Origin of the sequence: Gordonia polyisoprenivorans, assembly GCF_017654315.1 — a bacterium.
Taxonomy (GTDB): Bacteria; Actinomycetota; Actinomycetes; order Mycobacteriales; family Mycobacteriaceae; genus Gordonia; species Gordonia polyisoprenivorans_A.
The window spans coordinates 1,819,478-1,837,574 of the sequence record NZ_CP072203.1; the positions used below are offsets into that span (position 1 = coordinate 1,819,478).

Consider the following 18,097-nt stretch of genomic DNA (forward strand, 5'->3'; position numbering starts at 1 on the left):
GTTCGATCAGTTCGAGGAGTTGATACCCAGCTGGTTGAAGTTCAGTTCGAAGGAACCGACGTTGTGTGCAGCCGGGACGTTGGTCAACCACTTCTGTGTGACGACCCAGTCCTTGTTGTTGGCGAGGTTCATGTAGCAGCCGGTCTTCTCGTACTCTTGGCCGGCAGTGACGTACTGTGCTGTGTCACCGGTGGCGACGGCAGAGTTGAGCAGGGAATCGACAGCGGGACTGTCACAGAGGAAGTAATTGATCCCTCCGGACTTGTCCCAGAAGACGTGGCCCCACATATACGGGTTGCCGCCGTCGGGTCCGTTGGAGCCGTCGATGAAGGCGTCGGGTCCCTTGGTCGGGTCGTTGGGCCAGGAGAAGACGGTCGCGGTGGTGTAGCCCTGCGCGGAGGCCTTGATGCCGATCGCTTGCAGCTGTGCGACAACGATATTGGCCATCTTCTGCGCGTTGTCGTTGGATGTTGCGTAGCCGACGGTCATCGGCGTGCCCGCAGGCAGAGTCTTGGCGTAGTTGGTGAGCACCGTCGGGTCATGAGTGATGGTTTGTTTGTCGGCGCCGTTGGGGATCATCCCGTGGCCGTACATCGTTGTCGCCGGGTCGGCGGTCTTGCCCATCACGCTGCTCACGAGTTGTTGACGATCGACGAACTGCAGGAACGCCACTCGAGCTTGTTGTGAGGAGAAGAACGAGCCGTGCGGATTCAGTGTGAGCAGTGCCGCACCGAGCGTGGGCAGGAAGTAGCTGTTCAGCTGCGCGTTGGAGCCGAACCGCGACAATGCCGACGAGGGCAACGCGTTGACCGCACCGGATACATCGCCCTGCTCGATGGCCAGCTCGAGCGAAGAAACATCGTTGTAGACGGGGAGCTTGACCGTCGTGAACGGTGACTTCTGGCCCCAGTAACCGGGGTAGGCCGACAGCTCGTACTCGGTACCGGTGGTGGCCTTGGTCAGCCGGTAGGGGCCGGTACCGAGATCGTTCTTCGCCAGATAGCTTTGCGCGTGGTCGGTTCCGGCGTGCGCGGTGAGCCCCGTGGGAGATTCCATCCGCGGACCGAACGGTGAGGCCAGATAGTCCAGGAACGCCGAGTTGGGTGCCTTGAGGGTGATCACGGCGGTATGCGCGTCAGGCGTGGCCACCGACTCGACACCGGCCACCATGTATGCGGGCCCGCCGTTGACCGCAAGGCGCCGATCGAACGAGGCCTTGACTGCGTCCGCGGTGAACGGTGTGCCGTCGTGGAAGGTCACCCCGTCCCGCAGGTGGAATGTGAAGACGGTGTTGGTGGGGTCAGCCGACCACGAGGTGGCCAGAGACGGTGCGATCTGGGGACTGTCGGCACCGTCCTTGTACTTGACAAGCCCTTCGTAGACGTTCTGGATGATCGCGACACCGTTGTTCGCGTAGTAGATGTCGGGGTCGGGTGGCTGTCCGATGTCACCATTGAGTCCGAGGACAAGGGTCCCGTCGGTTGGTGCGGCACTACCGCCGCCGGACGTGGTCGAACTGCACGCAGACAGTCCGAGCGCGACTGCGACCGCGGTGGCGGCCATGGCGGTCGCGCGGCGTGGTGTGATGAGTTTCTTCACCCGAGTACTCCTTCGAGGGGTGTTGGGGGACAACGTCACAGAGCGATTCTGGGATCGGCGAGTGCTTGGAGGATGTCGACGGCGGCGTTGGCGACGATGTAGACGGTGGCGAGCAGCAGTGTGACTCCGGCGATCGCGCTGAAGTCGGCGACGGGAATGCTCTCGGCCAGGTAGTTCCCGACGCCCGGCCAGTTGAAGACCTGTTCGACCACAACGACTCCCGCGCACATGAAACCGAGTTGGAGTCCGGCCATCGACAGGGCGGGGCCGATCGAGTTACGGGCGACGTGCCCGGTGTAGACCCGCCAAGGGCTGATACCGGTCGCGTTGGCGGTCCTGATGTAGTCGGCGCGGATCGTCGTATCGACGCTGTTGTGCAAGACGCGGCCGATCGCGAGGGCGGGGGCGATTGCCAGAGTCAGCGCTGGTAACACGAGATGGCTTACGCCCGAGGCGAACTGCGCCGGATCGCCGTGCAGGATCGCGTTGACGAGTGTAAAGCCGGTGGGGCCGCCGACGGTCCCGCGGCCACCGCCGGGCAACCAGCGCAGATGCGCGTAGAAGGTGATCAATCCGGCGATACCCAGCAGGAACGGCGGTGCGCAGGCCGCCACGAGCAGCAGGGTGCGAAAGACCGAGCCGCCGAGGACAGCGCTGGACACCACATACAGCAGGGCCACCACGATCGCGAGAATGAAAGCGGTGAACACCAATTCGAGCGTTGCCGGTGCCGCGGACGCCAGGTCCGTGGTCACCGGGTCGCGAGTCCGCAGCGACAACCCGAGATCGCCGTGTGCGATTCCGCCGAGGTAGTGCAGGTACTGCACGATCAGCGGGCGGTCGTAGCCCAGCTGGTGGCGTGCCGCGGCCACCGCTGCCGGTGACGCCCCGGTCCCGAGGTAGGCCTTGACCCCGTCGGCTGGGCTGAGTTGTTGCAGGGTGAACACCACTGCGGTCAGCACGATGAGCAGGGCGGTGGCCGAGACGAGTCGGCGCAGGACGAATGTGGTCATTGGGAACTCCTGACCGACTTGCTGAGTGCGTCGCCGGCGAGATTGGCGATCAGACTCAGGACGAGAACCGCAACGGCGGGGACGACTGGCACCCACCATTCGGTGAGGATCTGCTGCATCCCGGTGGCTGTGTCTGCGCCGAGCTCTGGCGCGGGTTGGCGTTGGCCGAGGCCGAGGAACGACAGCCCGGCCAGTAGGAGAATTGCATTGCCGATGTCGAGGCTGGCGGCGACGACCGCGGTCGGCACAACGCCGGGCGCGATGTGGTGGGTGATCACCCGCAGCCGGCCGGCTCCGGCCAGTTGTGCCGCTGCGACGTGCGGTCGCCCGGCCAGCGCTCGGACCTCACCGCGAATGACCCGGGCGTAGTACGGCCACCACACGAGGCTGATTCCGATGATCGTGTTGCTCAGGCTCGGACCGAGTGCGGCCACCACGGCGATGGCGACCAGCGCACCTGGTAACGCCAGGAATAGATCCGTCGTCCGCATGAGTACGGCATCGACCCACCCGCCGATCGCGCCGGCCACGGCGCCGATGACGGCCCCGACCGTCAACCCGACGGCCACGATGGTCAGGGCAGCCAGCCAGCTGGTACGCATCCCGTAGAGCGTGCGTGTCAACACGTCGCGTCCGACGGCATCGGTACCCAGCAGAGCGTTCGGTGACAACAGTCCCTGGTTGGCGGCACCGATGGGTTGCACCGGGTCGTGTGGTGCCAGAATCGGGCCGAGGAGGATCAGTGCGGTCAGTCCGACAAGTGCGATGACGGTGGTGAATCCGGCACTGCGGTAACCGGCACGGGGGCGGAGCAATGTGGGAAAGTATCGGCGGCGCGGCACCACGGAGGTCGCCATGTCAGCTCGCCTCGTCCAGCGGCAACCGGGGCACCGAGTCGATGAGCGTGCGGGTGTAGTCGCTTGTCGGAGTGGAGATCACTTGCTCGGCGGTACCGGATTCGACAATCCGTCCCCCCGCCATCACCACGATGCGTTCGCCCATGAGCCGTGCGACGGCAAGGTCGTGGGTGACGAAGACGATGGTCAATCCCAGGCGGGCGCGGACCTCGGCGAGGAACGTCAACACCACCGAGGCCAGCGAGGCGTCGAGCGCCGACGTGGGTTCGTCGCACAGCAGGATGGCGGGCGCGATGATCAGCGCACGCGCGAGCGCGACTCGTTGACGTTGACCGCCGGAGAGTTCGGCGGGTTTGCGTCCCCGGACCGACTGTGGGAGCCCAACCAGCGCGAGCACCTCGTTGATCTTCGTCACCTTCTCGGTCTTGGTGAGGGTTTCGCGTCGAAGGCGTTCGCGTAGCAGTGATTCCACGGTCAGCCACGGCGTCAGCGATGCCCCGGCATCCTGGAAGACCATCTGTACGTCACCGTCGACCGTGATCCGGCCGTCGTCGGGTGTTTCGAGACCGGCCATCATTCGCAGCAATGTCGATTTGCCGGAACCACTCTCGCCGACGATCGATATCGATTCACCGGCGGTGACCTGAAGGTCGACGCCGTCGACGGCGTGCAGGGCCGTGCGCTTGCCGAATCCCCGGCGGGTGGCGTAATGCTTGGACACCTGGTGGAGTTCGAGGACGATGCGCCGCTGGTCCGATGGTGATGTGCCGGTGGGTGATTTGGTGGTCTCGCCGTTCTGGAGCGACGTGTCGAGCGACAACCGGTCGGCCAGCAACGTGCGGGTATACGGGTGCTGCGGGGTGTTGAGCACCTCGGAGGTCGCACCGAGTTCGACGATGCTGCCCTGGTGGAAGACCGCGATGCGGTCGGTGATCTGTGCGGCCACCCCGAGGTCGTGGGTGATGAACAAGACGCTGCAACCGAAATCCGCACGCAGATCGGCGAGAAGGGCAAGCAGTTGGGCCTGAACCGTGACATCCAGCGCGGTGGTCGGCTCGTCGGCGATGATCAGCGCGGGACGTGAACTCATGGCCATCGCCGCCATGACGCGTTGCCGAAGCCCCCCGGACAGTTCGTGCGGGTACGCGCGGACGCGAAGGTCCGGGTTCGGCACATGAACGGCGGCGAGTAGCTCGGCCGGATCGACCTTGTCGGAGGCACTTTCGGCGATCTGCTTGCCGACACGCATCGTCGGATCGAGTGAGGTCATCGGATCCTGGAAGATCGCGCCGAGATGGTTGCGGCGGATGTTCCGAAGGGTTTTCGGGTCGGCCGATACCATGTCGGTGCCGGCGACGACCACTGATCCGGACACCTCGATGGTCTTGGTGCGGGGGAGGAGTCCCAGCAGGCTCAGCCCGAGGAGGCTTTTGCCGGAGCCGGATTCACCGACGACACCGAGGATCTCGCCCCGGTCGATGGCGAGTGAGACGCCTTGCAGAGCGGCGACCTGGCTGCGGCCCGAACCAAACGTGACCCGCAGGTCGGTCACGGTGGCGACGGGTTCGGCATGCTCGGTCATGGGTGAACTCCGTTCGTGTCGGGTGCCGGTGACAGGGCGCTGAAGGCGTCGTAGATTTCGCCCGGCCGGGTCAACCACACGTCGGTGCCGGCGTGTGCGGTGATGTGGGTGAGAGCCCGGCGCAGGTGTCGTGTGCGAAAAGGTGCACCGGAAATGAAGGCGTGACTGATCACGCTCATCACCAACGGGCCCTCGCCGCCGGTGGTGAGCAGTTCATCGAACTCGTCGATGATCATGTCCGCGAAATCCGAAGCCCCGACCTGGCGGCCGATCATCGACGTGGAATCGTTGATCTCCGTCGAGTAGGGAATCGACAGCAGCGGGCCCTGTTCGGTGGTGATCCACACCGGGCGGTCGTGGCTGCGTAGGTCGAGCAGATACTGGTACCCCGCCTGCGCCAGATGCGTGGTCGTGTTGGGGGTGTGGGTGAGCCATGGGCTCGACCACCCGCGTGGGGACTGGCCTTCATATTTCTCGATGAGCTCGGAAATGCCACTGACATAACGTAATTCCTCGTCCGGGGACATTCCGGCGAGGGTGTCGGAGTTGGAGTGTCCGTGTGCCACGAACTCGGCTCCCACGGTCCGGAAACCCTCGAGAACGTCGGGCATCGAGTCGTAGAGCATGGTGTTGAGCATGGTGGTCACCGGTATGCCGGCGGTCGTGGCGACATCGATGAGCCGTTGCGCGCCTTCGTTGTTCCCGTAGTCGCGCCACGCGCGGTTGACGAGATCGGGCGCCGGGACGCCGGGCACAATATCCTCGGTGAGGCCGTCGTCGGGTCGATAGTCCTCGACGGCGACAATGAAATAGACGGCGAGGCGGGCCCCGTTGGGCCATGGAGTCAACCGCTGTGTGCGGTTCGTGGTGTCGTCGTCGTTCATAGGGCCAACCTGTTCATTCCCACTTCTGTGTGCCGGGCGCGATCAAGCATCGCGGAGTAGATCGAAAGATACTGCGCAGCTTGGCTATCCATGTGTTCCTGCTCGGCAGCGCGGGCGGCGTAGAGTTCCCGGCACTCCGCGAGGAGGTCTCCCTGATTCACCAGCGTCAGATGCCGGTCGGCACACACCACCCGTCCGGCGACCATCGTCAGTGTGACGTCGGCTCCGGATGCGCAGTAGACGAGTTGACCGGCCGCATCGTTGAGTGGGGTGAACGCCGGTCCGCTGAGATCGACAAGCGCCAGATCAGCCAGCGCGCCGGCTTCGATGCGGCCGAGAGAACCGTCGAGTCCCAAGGCGTGTGCCCCGCCCCGCCACAGACAGTCGAGGATCTCCTGCGGTTGCGGCCACCGTGCGGGGTCGGCGTCTGTGATGTTGTGGATGAGGCCGGCCATCCGCACCACACTCCACATGTCGATGGCATCGTTGCAGACCGCCTCGTCGACGCCGAGCGCGACAGGGATGCCGCGATCGAGCATGCGCCGCAACGGCATGATGCCGCTTCCCAGCCGGAGGTTGCTGACCGGGTTGTGTGCAACGGTTGCGCCGGATGCTGCGATGAGATCCATGTCGTCGTCGTCGACCCAGACTGCGTGGATGATGTCGGTCCGTGGGGTGAGCAGATCGTGCTCGGCGCAGTACCGGATCAGTGAGGCGCTACTGAACCGGCTGCTCTGGTGTCCGAGCACGCGTTGGGTCCTGGTTTCCAGGATGTGCGCGTACAGCGGCGTCCGGTGCCGTTCGCTGAGGTCGATCAGAGCGCGATGATAGTCCAGCGAAACACGTTGGGGCGCTGAGACGGAGACTGCCGCGCGGAGTCGGTTGTCCGACGTGTCGTGCCATCGCGAGAACAGGTGGTCGTAGGCGTCGAGCAGCTGCTCTGCGGGCGCGCCGCGTGTCCGAAGCCGGTCGTCGTACGGTGTTCCGGTGGCCAGCGCGTCAAGGAAGGGAAGCTTCTCGACTTCCGGCAGCTCTGGCTGGTCGAGGGCCACCGTTGCCCGGATTCCTGTGTCGGCGTACGCCTGCATGACCGCGTCGATCAGCTCCGGCGTCGGGTGGGGGAGAAAGAACGCGTCGTCGGCGACCGCGGTGGTTCCCGATTGCAGCATTTCGATGGCGCCCAAAGCCGTTCGCAGATATACCTCGCGCGGTGTGGGCGGATTGACAGTGTCCAGTGGAGACTCGAAGAGCATGAACGTCTCCAGTGGTCGACTGGGGAACCGTCCCTTGAGATGGTTGGTGGAGGAATGGAAATGTCCGTTGATCAAACCGGGGATGAGTAGCTTGCGCGCGCCACTGATGACGGTGCACCCCAGCGGTGCCGACGTGTGTGCTGCCGACCCGATGGATCGGATGAACGGTGCTTCGACGAGCACGTCGGTTGGCCCGATGACGGAGTGCCCGTCCCACACCGAGACACCTGAGAACAGAGTTGCCGCCGTCATTGCTGCTCTCCTGCATCGGGTTCGGGCGCGAACGTGTTTGCGCGGGAGGTGGTGATCCGAGCAGTGAGGAGGGCATCGGCGAGGGCCACACCGGCGACGACGCCGTCGATGACGGGAACCCCGATATCGGCTTCGAGCGCAGTTGCCAGATCGCCGAGTCCGGCGCATCCCAGGATGATGGCTTCGGCGTAGTCCTCGGCGATGGCGGCTTTAGCTGCCGCGGTGAGTTGGTGAAGGAGCTCGGAGTTGCTGTCGACCAGTGTGGCGGCGACGGGCTCGTCGATGGCCCGCACGGTGCAGCGATGGGCGAGCCCTGCTTCGTGAACCACGCGAACAGCAGATTCTCGGGTCCGCACAGGCATCGTGACAATGCTGAACCGTGCCGCGACCATTGAAGCGGTATACAGTGCGGCTTCACTCATGCCGATCACCGGACCCGACGCCAGTTGCCGCGCGGCCCACAAGCCGGTGTCACCGAAGCAGGCGATGACGTAGGCGTCGACGCCGGAAGCCTCACCGGCGCGTACTTGATCGATCACCGACATTGCGCCGTGGACCTCGTCGACACAGCTCTCGACGGTTGCCACGCTCTCAGTGCCAGAACTGCCAATAAACTGCAGCTTCTCGCCGAACGTCAGCTCACAGGACTTGAGGCACAGCGCAGTCATCGCTGTCGAGGTGTTGGGGTTGACCACCATGATCGAGGGCCGTGTCTGCAGGCCGGCCGGAGTGGCAGGTCGGCAGTTGGTCCCCTTGCTTTGCTGGGGTGGGCGCGCGATGGTGCGATCGCGTCCGGGGAAGCTCATGAGGCAAAACGGTATACCGTCTGTGTTTCTGGCTGATTGCCAGGCGAAAACTCCGTGTATCGGGTCCGGCGTTCTTCGTCGTGAGTTGTTGGCTGTGCAGACGCCAGTCCTGTGGACACGCCCTTCGTTGCCCAGAATCGCGAGAAGTCCCTTTGACCAGTGCCGATCAGCTTTGTCAGACCCCGACGGTATGTTCGATTCATGTCCTCCGAGATCCCGCTCGATCGCGACGCCGACGCCGATGCCGTCGGCGTGCCGAGCGCAACGGATTTGTGGCTTGCGGGCGCGCATGACGAGCAGCCGAAGTCGTTCTTGGAGCAGATTCCCGAGGATGAGGACCTCTCGAAGAGAGATCTGGTGGAGGTCATCGCGCATAGCGCCGCGACGATCTCGGCGGCGCACTACCGGATGCTGCAGGGCATCTCGCTGCTTCATGAGGCGCACGAGGAGGAGTACGGATGCGAGGTCGCCGAGAAGACCTCCGGTGAGTCGAGTCTTGCGGAAATCGCCGAGTCGGCGGCGAAGGCGGTCTGCGGAGTCGATCCGCGCGAGCAGTTCGGTCCGGACGGTTTGGACCGGACGGTCGCCGACGTCGGGGCCGTACTGTCGATGTCTCCGGCCGCCGCCAAGGAGATGATCAAGCTGGCCGAGGTTGCCCGCTATCGGCTGCCGTCGACCGGTGCGATGCTCGGATTCGGTCGAATTGACCTGCAGCGTTTCAAGATTGTCGCTGCTGTGACCGAACTGTGTGATCCGGAGCTGCTTCCGGAGATCGACGTGAAGTTGTCCGACATGATCGGGTCCCGTGATCAGATGTCGACGCAACGGTTCACCAACATGGTCAAGCGGGTGGTCTCCAAGGTCGACCGGTCGGTGTCTCGGCGTCATCGGGAGCGGGCACAATCTGACCGGGGCGTCGCGATCGGGCCCGATCGATTCCGGCCGGGCCAGGCGCGGATGACCGCGCAGTTGCCCACCGCCGACGGCGCTCTGGTGGGCTCGCAACTCGATGCGATGGCCGAGGGCGTTCACAAGGGTGACCCGCGCACCAAGAAGCAGCGGCGAGCCGACGCGTTGATCGCCCTGACCCAGGGACGCGATCGCCTCGCCTGCGAGTGCGAGGACTGCACCGCGGTCGCGGATGACAGCGACAGTGACGACGCACCCGACGACTCAGCAGTGATCGATGCCGAAGCGCCGCAAAATGATCCGAATACCGATGAGGCGCACGCTCCAGAAGCGGAGCACCTCGCAGAGCAAGATCAAACCCCAGAGGAGGCGCAGGCGGAGTGTACCTGCGAGTGCGCCGACCATCGCCACGATCCGGCGGGCCCCCGCGGGACGATCTTTGTCGTGGCCAACGAGTCGACGCTGGCCGGCGAGGACGACGATGACGCGCTCATCGACGGATACGGTCCGATCGACGCCGATTCCGTCCGTCAACTCGCCGAGGCAGAGTTCACCCGCAAGGTAGGGATCTCACGGGAGTCGGCGCTCAAGGGCATTGACGGGCTGAAGTATCGACCGGGTAAGCGTCTGCAGGCCTTCGTCCGGGTGGGTGAGCTGTGCTGTACGTGGCCGGGCTGCAACGAGCCGGTCTGGAAGACCGATCTCGACCACAGCGAGCCGTTCGACCATCAGCATCCCGAGCGTGGTGGTCCGACCGAAGCGTGGAACATCAAGCCACTATGCCGTTTTCACCATCGGATGAAGACCTTCGGCCGGTGGCGTGACTTCCAGGACACCATGATGACCGCGATGTTCCAGTCACCGACCGGGCATTGGTTTGTCGGCAACGCCTTCCGCGGTGTCGACATGTTCCCCGGGCTGAAGGGTGCCCACAAACTGAGGTACCTCAAGAACAAACCACCCGATCATCCCGCCCGCAAAGCGATCGACGCGCGCCACGCCAAGGCACGCGCCGCGGACCAGCGTGCCCTGAAGCGTTGGGATGACGCGCATCCGCCGCCGTTCTGAGAGTGGTTGTGTGGCACCTGGTCAGTAGGTGTCCCGGGAGGATGTGTGTCGGAGCGCAGCCAGCTCGATAGCGTATGCGATCCATGCGGTCAGCGCGAAGACTACAGACACCACCGAAAAATGAACGGCGGCGTCGATGGTCGTGACCTCCACGAAAGTGTTGGGGAACCGAGCATCGACCATGCCGAGCTGTTCGTTCAGTCGCGCCAGGACCAGCGCTGTGACGAATCCGCCGACGATCGCAAGACCAGCGGTCGGGCGGACACGCCGATGACCGAGTAGCCACGCAGCGAGTAATGAACTCGCGGAGATGAAATCAGCGAGGTACAAGTACGGTCCGGCGTCTGCGGCCGCCAGTGAGCCCGTTGTGACCGCCTGCGCGATGGCACCACCGACTTGAGCGAGTATTGCAAGCGTCATCAAGGTTCGGATCCATCCCTGCGGTGCTTCGAAGTCCTGGCGAGACCGAAGTACGGCCATCGTGGCAAACACCACGGGAACCAGGGATACGACTCCCATCGCGATGCTGAGCAACAGAGCGGTGTCGGGTGCGAGCGATGCCGTGAAACGGGTTGCTCTCGTCTGGATTTGCGCGTTCACATTCAACGCCACTGTATTGAGCACCGGATACAGAATCAGCGCCGCGATCGCCAACAGCGATCCACGGGGCGCCGGGCGCGAACGTGGGACCTGCACTGTGGACAATGGCGGCTGTGGGACAGCGTCGGCGACGCCAGGGATTGGGTACGTCACGGGATGCCTCTGCCTGTCGACTGGCGCCGACTCCTCTGCACAAAGGTTCTTGAAGTCGATGCCCCCGGCGAGCGTCAATATCACCAGAGCCAGCGGAACCACAGCGAGTCCGGCGAAAAAGATCATCCAAGAAGTTGCCGATTGATCGAGTGCGCGGCCGATAAGAACTGGAATGACGGTGATCATCGTGACCGCCGCCACCTGGAGCACCTGACGCCACCTGTGATCACGGGCAGCCCGAATACTCTCCACGATGCATCCACCGATCGGCATGTCGTACTTGATCGCGAAGTACGCCGCCCACCGAAGCGGGACGAACATCGTCGCGGCGACGAGAGCCGCAACAAGTCCCACAAGGACGATGACGATTGTGCTACCGGTTAGCCGCTGCTCCCAGGCGATGTGGAAGTCAAATAGGGACGCATACACGTCGAGCGCCAGATACGCAGCGACCGACGGACAGACGATCGTAATGAGTGAGCACATCGTTGCTGCCGGCCAGCCTCGTGACGGAATGAACGCGGCCGCAGACAATGGCTTCCCTTCGAGCTCAGCGAGTGACCCGGCGATCAAGGGAGGCGCAAATGCTGTATAGAGGATCACCAACGTGACATACAGGGCTGCTGAGGACAGCTCTCCAGCAATCTTGTCGAATGCAAACAGTGCGATCGCACCAAACAAGAGCACCGCTCCGGCCGCGAGAATCCACGTCTGCACCGAGAACATGATCCGCCGCACAGCCTGGCCGATCGCGGCGATCCCCGGTGCACCAGAAGGTCGTGGCAAAATGACGAGTTTCCATCGCATCACCTGCGCGAGATACGGATCGACGCTGGAGCCGCTCGACATTGCCGGCATGCCCGCGAGCAGCAGCGCGGTGTAGAGCAAAGTCAGTGCCGCGACGACTATCCCCGCGATCGGTGTCCACAAGAAGCCCACGAGAACAGCTGATGCGAAGCCGAGAGGCCCGGCGATCGTGGCCGCAATACTGGGTCGTGCCGGCCGGGGAGCCGCCCCATGGTCGGGTATCACCGGCACACCACCCGGACGTCGCGGGTGTTGGAATACCAGGTTTCGATGCTGACGGCCCCCGATGAGACGGCCGTACCAATATTGCGGGCACCCCACTGGATGCTCTCGGCCGGGTAAAGACGCGCAACGTCGACGTAGTAGCTGATCGCGTTCAGTCCAGTGGCGAAGTTGACCGTATTTCGCTCATCGAAGTAGTCGCGGGCCTCATCGAAGGCACTGCACAGTTCGGTGGTACTGGAGACGGGCTGTCCCGTGCCGGGACGGCCGAATTCAGGTATCGAGATTCCGTCATTGGTCACGCGCGAACCCGAATCCGCTCTCGCGGCATCGACAATCGCGAGGAGCACCGCGGTCACCACAAGCCCGATCATTATCAACGGGATGATCGGCATTCCTCGCCGTGTCGTAGGAGGACGGTCGGCGGTTGGCGGCGGACTTGCCACTGTGAGCTCCTTCAGCGGGGCGCGGTACTCGAGCGCGGGTACTACGTCTTGATATTGCATACTTTCCACTCGCCGCCGTCTCGGTGGACCACCATCAGGTGAGGGTCTCCGATTTCCGAGGCGTTCAACCACACGAAGATGTTGCCGACCCCTTGATCTCTGAGTGGTCGATCGAAGGGTTGACGCGCTGCACGATATCCAGCGACGTCTGACTGCGCAGGAGATCGTCGTTGATCCCCAAACCAGGCCCGGAGTCGTCGTCGGGGTCGGGTGAAGGCTGTTGCGGCGGAGGATTGAACCATTGCTGGATCGGGTCATCTGTGTAAGCGCCACCGACGTTGCTGATGACGTCGTGCTCGATGCCGCACGTGGCCGCCAGCGCAGCATCGCGATCCCGAGAATTGTAGGCATCGTAGAACCCTCTGACGGCTTGCTCGGCCGATTCCTTGCTGACACCCAGCGCGAACAGCACCATCGGAGGGCCGCCCAGCAAGAGCACCAGCGTCAGGGTGACGACCACCGGAATCCATCCGCTTCGAGGCCGGCGCTGGCGTACCCGCGGTGCGTGTGCGGTCATGGTCGACGGCAGAGGCTTGTAGAACGGAGGCGTGCTCGACACCGGCCCCTCGTAACGCTCGCTGTCCATAGCCGTAAAGAGTAAAGCCGAATCGGGGAAAGTCTTCGCCCCAGAACGCCTCTGCGACTTTTTCATCTCTTCGGGTTACAGACTCGATGCACCGCGATGGCGTCAAATGAGTCCACTGTCAACCGAAGGGACGGTTCCTATGCGCACCGATCGAGATGCTCCGGCGTATATCCGGGCTACTCCCGAAGCTGCGGCCCTCGCGCGTGACCCACACACACCTGACTTCGTGCTGGCCCAGATCGCCTTGCACACCCCGGAACTCCGGCCGGTGATCCAGCAGAACCCCGCGACACGAACGGAACTGTCGCAGTGGATATCGAAGCGCTCGGCGGCGGAGTCGGGTGTCGCTCGCGCCAAGCAACAGGGAACACCCAAAGGAGTTCTAGCCCTAGTCGTTTCAAGCATTGCACTCTTGGTGTCGATCGTTGCACTGTCCATCTTCGTGATCTGGGAGTGGCCTTTGCCTGCTGCGATCACCGGCGCGGCCAGTCTGGCTATCGCGCTGCTCGCCGCAGCTGTCGCGAAAGGCAAATTCAGAACAGGGTGAGTATGGAAGCTACCGCCCCATATACGCCCGGATCTGCTGCTCCTGGACTTGAGCATGCGTGCGCTTCCGTTTGGGCACCTGGCTGATCGCGCGTACATCGACAGAGGATGTAGCCGACGGGATCTTCGAAGTTCTCGCCACCGGACCGTGCTACTGGATGCCGTTGAGCTGGTACGCACCGCCGAGTCAGTCGAGCGCGACCTCAGGCCGACGCCACTTCCGCCGACCCGCTGACCTTCCGCCCCGCCTGCGCGCGAATTGCCTTGCGGGTGGTGGCCGGAACTGTGGTGCGCGCGTTGGCGATGGCGCCGTCGATGAGCGCGGCGAGGTAGGGGACGACGCTGTATCCCTCGGACAACGATTCCCATTGCCCGAAGACGCGTGCCGCCGACGGGTGGGCGTCCATAACTGCGTCGGTGAACTCGGGGGTGGGCATGCGATCGCCGCGGCGCACGCGTGCCTCGCCGTTCCACTGCAGTTCCGAGGAGATGACGAACCACGTCGTGCGCCACAACCCGAAGGCTTCGTCGTCGTCGAATCCCAGTTCCTAGCAGGCGGATAGGAAGTTCTCGGCCTGGGACAGTGAGGGAATGCCGACGCTGGTGCCCTCGTGCAGCACGTCGGAGATCCACGGGATGACACTCAGCTTGTCGTAGAGGTCCACCGACTGGCTGAGCAGTCGCTCTCGCGGGGGACCTGAGTAGCGCGACCACACGACGCGCTGGACGACTTCACCGAGCACCATCGTGAGCAGGGCGCTCTTGTTGGGCACGTAGTAGTACACGGCCATGGGTCGCAGGTGTAGCTCGGCGGCGAGGTGGCGCATGTTGAGGGCGTCGACCCCGTCCTCGTTGAGAATGCGGATCGCCACGTCCACGATGTGCTGCCGTCGTTCGATGTTCGCGCCGTCCATCTTTGCCATTCTTAACGACGCTTCGGTCAATAGCGAGTAGGACCAAGGTCCCGATACTGTTTATTTGACTAAGGAAATGCATACCAACCTGCAACTATCTCGGACGAATCCAGTCGGTATGGCACAGAGGCTCTTGCGGAAGCGTGAAACAAATTCTCCGGAGTGAACTCGATCACTTTCTCGATACTCGCAATCGCTGAATGATGATGCTGGCGAGCACGATCCGAGAACTATGAGACGTCCAGCTCGTGGATCGGCGGAGTGATACACGGGATCGGAACTGTGGGGATCGTGACGGCTCGTTCGACCGACTCACTGCGCCATCGATCAATGTAGCAATGTGCGGTGCAATGGAGTACGTGTCGCGCAATTCGTCCCACTGCCTCCAAGAAGTGTGCCGCCAGCGGACGATCGGTCAATTCCTCGGAGGCGAAGTCTGGTGCTGTGCTTTCACCGGTCGGCGTGCTGTGGGGCTGTGCTCTGCTCATCAACTCAACTCCGACGCGACGAGGAGCCAGGTGGAGCGCCAAAGTCCGAACGGCTCGGCGGCGTCGAGGCGCAATTAGTGGCGGGCCATCAAGAACTGTTCTGCTTGCTCAGGGCTCGGACGCAGCAGATCGGCTTCGAGCTCTGGATGGCGTTCCAGGTTTTGGCCGACAGCCAGCCTTCGGTGGCCTCTGAGTCGGTCCTATGGATCGCTCGACAACTGTATCCGCGCCGGGACGACCGCAGGTTTAGCTGCTACGCCTGCATGCAGATATCAGTGTCTTGATGGTTCGACGCAAAACGAGCCATGATCGATTGGTCGAGCGATCGGGTCCGTCAGCCTGTCCATTCCACCAGTTTCCGCCGGGCTCGCCGATGCGAGGAGCGGTGGCTGTAACCGTCGGCCAAACGAAGCGCGAGAGCCTCGTACTCGTTGGTCACGTCTTCCCAGGTGTAGTTCTCGCGTGCGTGTTGCTGCAGTTGCGCTCCGACTTCGGCGACTCTCGACGTTGACTCCTCGACGGTCTGAACGCACTTGGCGACATCGTTAGAGTCGGAGAAGAACCAGCCGTGGCCGTTCAGTACGTGCTTGTTGAATGACACGTCGTAGGCGACGACAGCGGTACCGGCGCCGATCGCGCGAAGTAGTGACGGATTGGTGCCACCCACAGAGTGTCCGTGAATGTAGGAACAAGCATGGTAGTAGAGCGAGTCGAGCTGCTCCTGGTCGTAGATGGCTCCCAGGAGTCTAATGCGCGAATCGTTGTCCGCGATCGCCTGAATCTTCTTGGTGTACTCCTCTGAGTACGGTGCTGAGCCCACAACCACCAGAGGCTTGGATGCCGCCGAATCATGGTAGCCCTCCACGATTTCCAAGACATGATTCTCTGGCTCAAAGCGCGCGACAACCAGATGGTAGGCACCTGGGGCGAGCGTCAACTCTGCCACACGTGCACTATCCATAGCTTCGATGTGAGGCGCTCCGTACGCGATGAGCTCAGTAGTAGCTCCGAACTGATGACGGTAATAGTCCGAAATGCCCGGTGAGTCTGCAATCAATGCATCAGAAGTTCGCACTCCAAAGGACTCTGCGATTCGATAATAATGTCTTCCGGCGCCACCCCACTTGCTCCGCTTCCACTCAAGTCCGTCGACGTGAAGTGCTGTTGGGATACCGCGAAATCGCAACGCGGGGATAAAAGGTGAATTTGCCGCATTGAATACGATGGCGACATCAGGGCATCGGCGAGAGATAGCATGAACGACGGAGAGAGCTGTGTGAGTGGGTGTCTCAAGCGCCTTCTTGCGAATAGCCGGAAGGGTTACGCGTCGCATTCCGAGATACACGTTGCCGATTTGACTTTCATTGCGGCCGTAAACGCTAACACGATGACCGCGTGACACCAACCGTCGGCCCACCTCTTCGACGGCTGTTTCGAAGCCACCGTATGCGGCTGGCACACCGCGGGTACCGATGAGGGCAACATGCAGACGGCGAGCCGGCGAAGATGAGGAAGCTGGCATGAAGGTGATTATGGAGCCATCGTCCGCGATTGGCGAAACGAAACCACCCAATCGCTTCAATAGTCCTCCGTTCGGACCAATCTTCGTGGGCATCAACACATCGACGTCCCTCAGGGTGCGATCGACAACTCCACGTTTTAACCTCTGGCAATGCGCGGCATCATTCTTGCCGGTGGTACCGGCTCTCGGTTGCATCCGATCACTCAGGGCGTCAGCAAACAGCTGGTGCCGGTGTACGACAAGCCGATGATCTACTACCCGCTGACCACGCTCATGCTCGCGGGCATCCGAGACGTCCTGGTCATCACGACCCCGAGCGACGCCGCGGCGTTCCAAGGCCTGCTGGGTAGTGGGGACCAGTTCGGGATCAGCATCACCTACGTGCCGCAGCAATCGCCCGATGGACTCGCACAGGCGTTTGTCCTCGGAGCGGACCACATCGGAAACGAGTCGGTTGCACTTGTGCTTGGCGACAACATCTTCTACGGACCGGGACTCGGCACCCAGCTCCAAGGCTTCGATGACCTGGACGGCGGTGCCGTATTCGCCTATTGGGTTGCCAACCCCACCGCGTATGGTGTCGTGGAGTTCGACGACGCTGGCACTGCGGTGTCGCTCGAGGAGAAACCGAGTGAACCGAAGTCGAACTTTGCTGTGCCCGGCCTCTACTTCTACGACAATGACGTGATTGAGATCGCGCGCAATCTTCAGCCCAGTGCACGCGGCGAGTACGAGATCACCGACGTCAACGCTCACTACCTGGCTGAGGGCAAGCTGGCAGTCCGGGTGCTACCCCGTGGCACTGCATGGCTCGACACCGGTACCTTCGATTCGCTGTTGGATGCAGGAAACTTTGTGCGGACCGTGGAGCAGCGGCAAGGACTGAAGATTGCTGTGCCGGAGGAGGTTGCGTGGCGGCAGGGCTACATCAGTGACGATGAGCTCGTCGCCAGGGCTGAGAAGCTGCGCAAGTCTGGGTACGGCGACTACTTGCGGGCCCTGATCGATCGCGGGTGATCAGCCCAATCGGGACTCCCCCCGTACCTGCGCATGAGCGCGTGTGTGCGTCTACTCACTCGATCTTGGCGCTATCTCATATAAGCGACCTTGCGAGATCGTAAACTTTTAATTTGCGAGACGGAAGTCTGATTTAGGTGTGGAATGCGCAGAAGATGAAAGTGCTGTAGTTCGGTAGGGGGAATTCGCGCAATGACGAGGACGACGGGTTATTATTTCGTCCACATTCGCATGCCCGAAAACGGCGTGAACGCTCCAGTGGCTGTGGCGCGCGGTCGTCCGGGTGAACGATGAATAGCCCGCGCAACAGCGGATTTCGAGACGGGGCAGGACGATTTCACGCAACCTATGACATTGGTCACATCTCTTCTGCTAATGTTCTTCCGCTTCCAGATTGTGCGAAACCTGAGAGCAAGCTATATTTTTCGTACATGTCCGAAGCGTCATGACGCTTTCGCGGAAAATTGAGATCACTTTGCAGGGACATCGGCGTATGGGAATGGGCTAGTTGCC

The 18,097-nt window shown here is 62.6% G+C and carries 16 protein-coding genes and 1 pseudogene; 3 read left to right on the forward strand and 14 right to left on the reverse strand.

Features of this window, described 5'->3' with window-relative positions; genetic code table 11:
* Positions 1 to 6: 6 nt before the first annotated feature.
* The 7 genes from J6U32_RS08265 to J6U32_RS08295 are packed head-to-tail and all read right to left on the reverse strand — an operon-like array spanning position 7 to position 8,537.
* On the reverse strand, positions 7 to 1,599 hold the full coding sequence (locus J6U32_RS08265) for an ABC transporter substrate-binding protein (RefSeq protein WP_208794615.1): 1,593 nt from the start codon (positions 1,597 to 1,599) through the stop codon (positions 7 to 9).
* Positions 1,600 to 1,634: 35 nt separating this feature from the next.
* The gene (locus J6U32_RS08270; RefSeq protein WP_208794617.1) at positions 1,635 to 2,612 is read right to left on the reverse strand and encodes an ABC transporter permease; all 978 of its coding nucleotides are present in this window, start codon (positions 2,610 to 2,612) and stop codon (positions 1,635 to 1,637) included.
* Positions 2,609 to 3,469: an ABC transporter permease gene (locus J6U32_RS08275; protein WP_208794619.1), complete on the reverse strand. Its 861-nt coding sequence runs from the start codon at positions 3,467 to 3,469 to the stop codon at positions 2,609 to 2,611. The genes J6U32_RS08270 and J6U32_RS08275 overlap by 4 nt, the downstream gene beginning before the upstream one ends.
* Position 3,470: 1 nt before the next feature.
* Positions 3,471 to 5,051, reverse strand: a complete 1,581-nt coding sequence (locus J6U32_RS08280; RefSeq protein ID WP_208794620.1) for an ATP-binding cassette domain-containing protein — start codon at positions 5,049 to 5,051, stop codon at positions 3,471 to 3,473.
* Positions 5,048 to 5,935: a polysaccharide deacetylase family protein gene (locus J6U32_RS08285; RefSeq protein WP_208794622.1), complete on the reverse strand. Its 888-nt coding sequence runs from the start codon at positions 5,933 to 5,935 to the stop codon at positions 5,048 to 5,050. Before J6U32_RS08285 ends, J6U32_RS08280 begins: the two co-directional genes overlap by 4 nt.
* Positions 5,932 to 7,440: an amidohydrolase family protein gene (locus J6U32_RS08290; protein WP_208794624.1), complete on the reverse strand. Its 1,509-nt coding sequence runs from the start codon at positions 7,438 to 7,440 to the stop codon at positions 5,932 to 5,934. Before J6U32_RS08290 ends, J6U32_RS08285 begins: the two co-directional genes overlap by 4 nt.
* Positions 7,437 to 8,537 (reverse strand): aspartate/glutamate racemase family protein, encoded by a 1,101-nt coding sequence (locus J6U32_RS08295; protein WP_208794626.1) that lies wholly within the window; start codon positions 8,535 to 8,537, stop codon positions 7,437 to 7,439. Before J6U32_RS08295 ends, J6U32_RS08290 begins: the two co-directional genes overlap by 4 nt.
* Between J6U32_RS08295 and J6U32_RS08300 the strand changes: the two genes are divergently transcribed.
* A complete protein-coding gene (locus tag J6U32_RS08300; RefSeq protein WP_208794628.1) occupies positions 8,448 to 10,223 on the forward strand; it encodes an HNH endonuclease signature motif containing protein in 1,776 nt (591 codons plus the stop codon). The two genes, J6U32_RS08295 and J6U32_RS08300, sit on opposite strands and share 90 nt — an antisense overlap.
* Positions 10,224 to 10,244: 21 nt before the next feature.
* Here the strand turns inward: J6U32_RS08300 and J6U32_RS08305 are convergent, their stop codons facing one another.
* From J6U32_RS08305 to J6U32_RS08315, 3 genes are all read right to left on the reverse strand, one after another.
* The gene (locus tag J6U32_RS08305) at positions 10,245 to 11,915 is read right to left on the reverse strand and encodes a hypothetical protein (RefSeq protein ID WP_208794631.1); all 1,671 of its coding nucleotides are present in this window, start codon (positions 11,913 to 11,915) and stop codon (positions 10,245 to 10,247) included.
* An 89-nt stretch (positions 11,916 to 12,004) separates the two neighbouring features.
* Complete coding sequence (locus J6U32_RS08310) at positions 12,005 to 12,400, reverse strand: hypothetical protein (RefSeq protein WP_208794632.1); 396 nt, start codon at positions 12,398 to 12,400, stop codon at positions 12,005 to 12,007.
* 175 nt (positions 12,401 to 12,575) lie between these two features.
* Positions 12,576 to 13,163 carry a hypothetical protein gene (locus J6U32_RS08315; protein ID WP_208794633.1) on the reverse strand — a complete coding sequence of 196 codons (588 nt, stop codon included), beginning with the start codon at positions 13,161 to 13,163 and terminating at the stop codon, positions 12,576 to 12,578.
* Positions 13,164 to 13,323: 160 nt separating this feature from the next.
* On the opposite strand from J6U32_RS08315, the gene J6U32_RS08320 reads away from it, so the two are divergent.
* Entirely contained in the window at positions 13,324 to 13,644 is a 321-nt protein-coding gene (locus tag J6U32_RS08320) for a hypothetical protein (protein ID WP_208794634.1), read from the forward strand.
* Between the two features lie 202 nt (positions 13,645 to 13,846).
* Here J6U32_RS08320 and J6U32_RS27295 read toward each other — a convergent pair whose 3' ends face one another.
* The 4 genes and pseudogenes from J6U32_RS27295 to J6U32_RS27310 form a co-directional block, all read right to left on the reverse strand.
* Positions 13,847 to 14,158, reverse strand: coding sequence for a hypothetical protein (locus J6U32_RS27295; protein WP_244332708.1), 312 nt, complete (start codon positions 14,156 to 14,158; stop codon positions 13,847 to 13,849).
* 33 nt (positions 14,159 to 14,191) lie between these two features.
* Positions 14,192 to 14,566 (reverse strand): TetR/AcrR family transcriptional regulator, encoded by a 375-nt coding sequence (locus J6U32_RS27300; RefSeq protein ID WP_244332710.1) that lies wholly within the window; start codon positions 14,564 to 14,566, stop codon positions 14,192 to 14,194.
* Between the two features lie 813 nt (positions 14,567 to 15,379).
* Positions 15,380 to 15,991 (reverse strand): glycosyltransferase, encoded by a 612-nt coding sequence (locus J6U32_RS27305; RefSeq protein WP_244332901.1) that lies wholly within the window; start codon positions 15,989 to 15,991, stop codon positions 15,380 to 15,382.
* 90 nt (positions 15,992 to 16,081) lie between these two features.
* A pseudogene (locus tag J6U32_RS27310) lies at positions 16,082 to 16,762 on the reverse strand (DUF1972 domain-containing protein); the annotation flags it as partial.
* Between J6U32_RS27310 and rfbA the strand changes: the two are divergent.
* A complete protein-coding gene (gene rfbA, locus J6U32_RS08335; RefSeq protein WP_208794636.1) occupies positions 16,718 to 17,584 on the forward strand; it encodes a glucose-1-phosphate thymidylyltransferase RfbA in 867 nt (288 codons plus the stop codon). The pseudogene J6U32_RS27310 and the gene rfbA overlap by 45 nt on opposite strands.
* Positions 17,585 to 18,097: the final 513 nt, after the last annotated feature.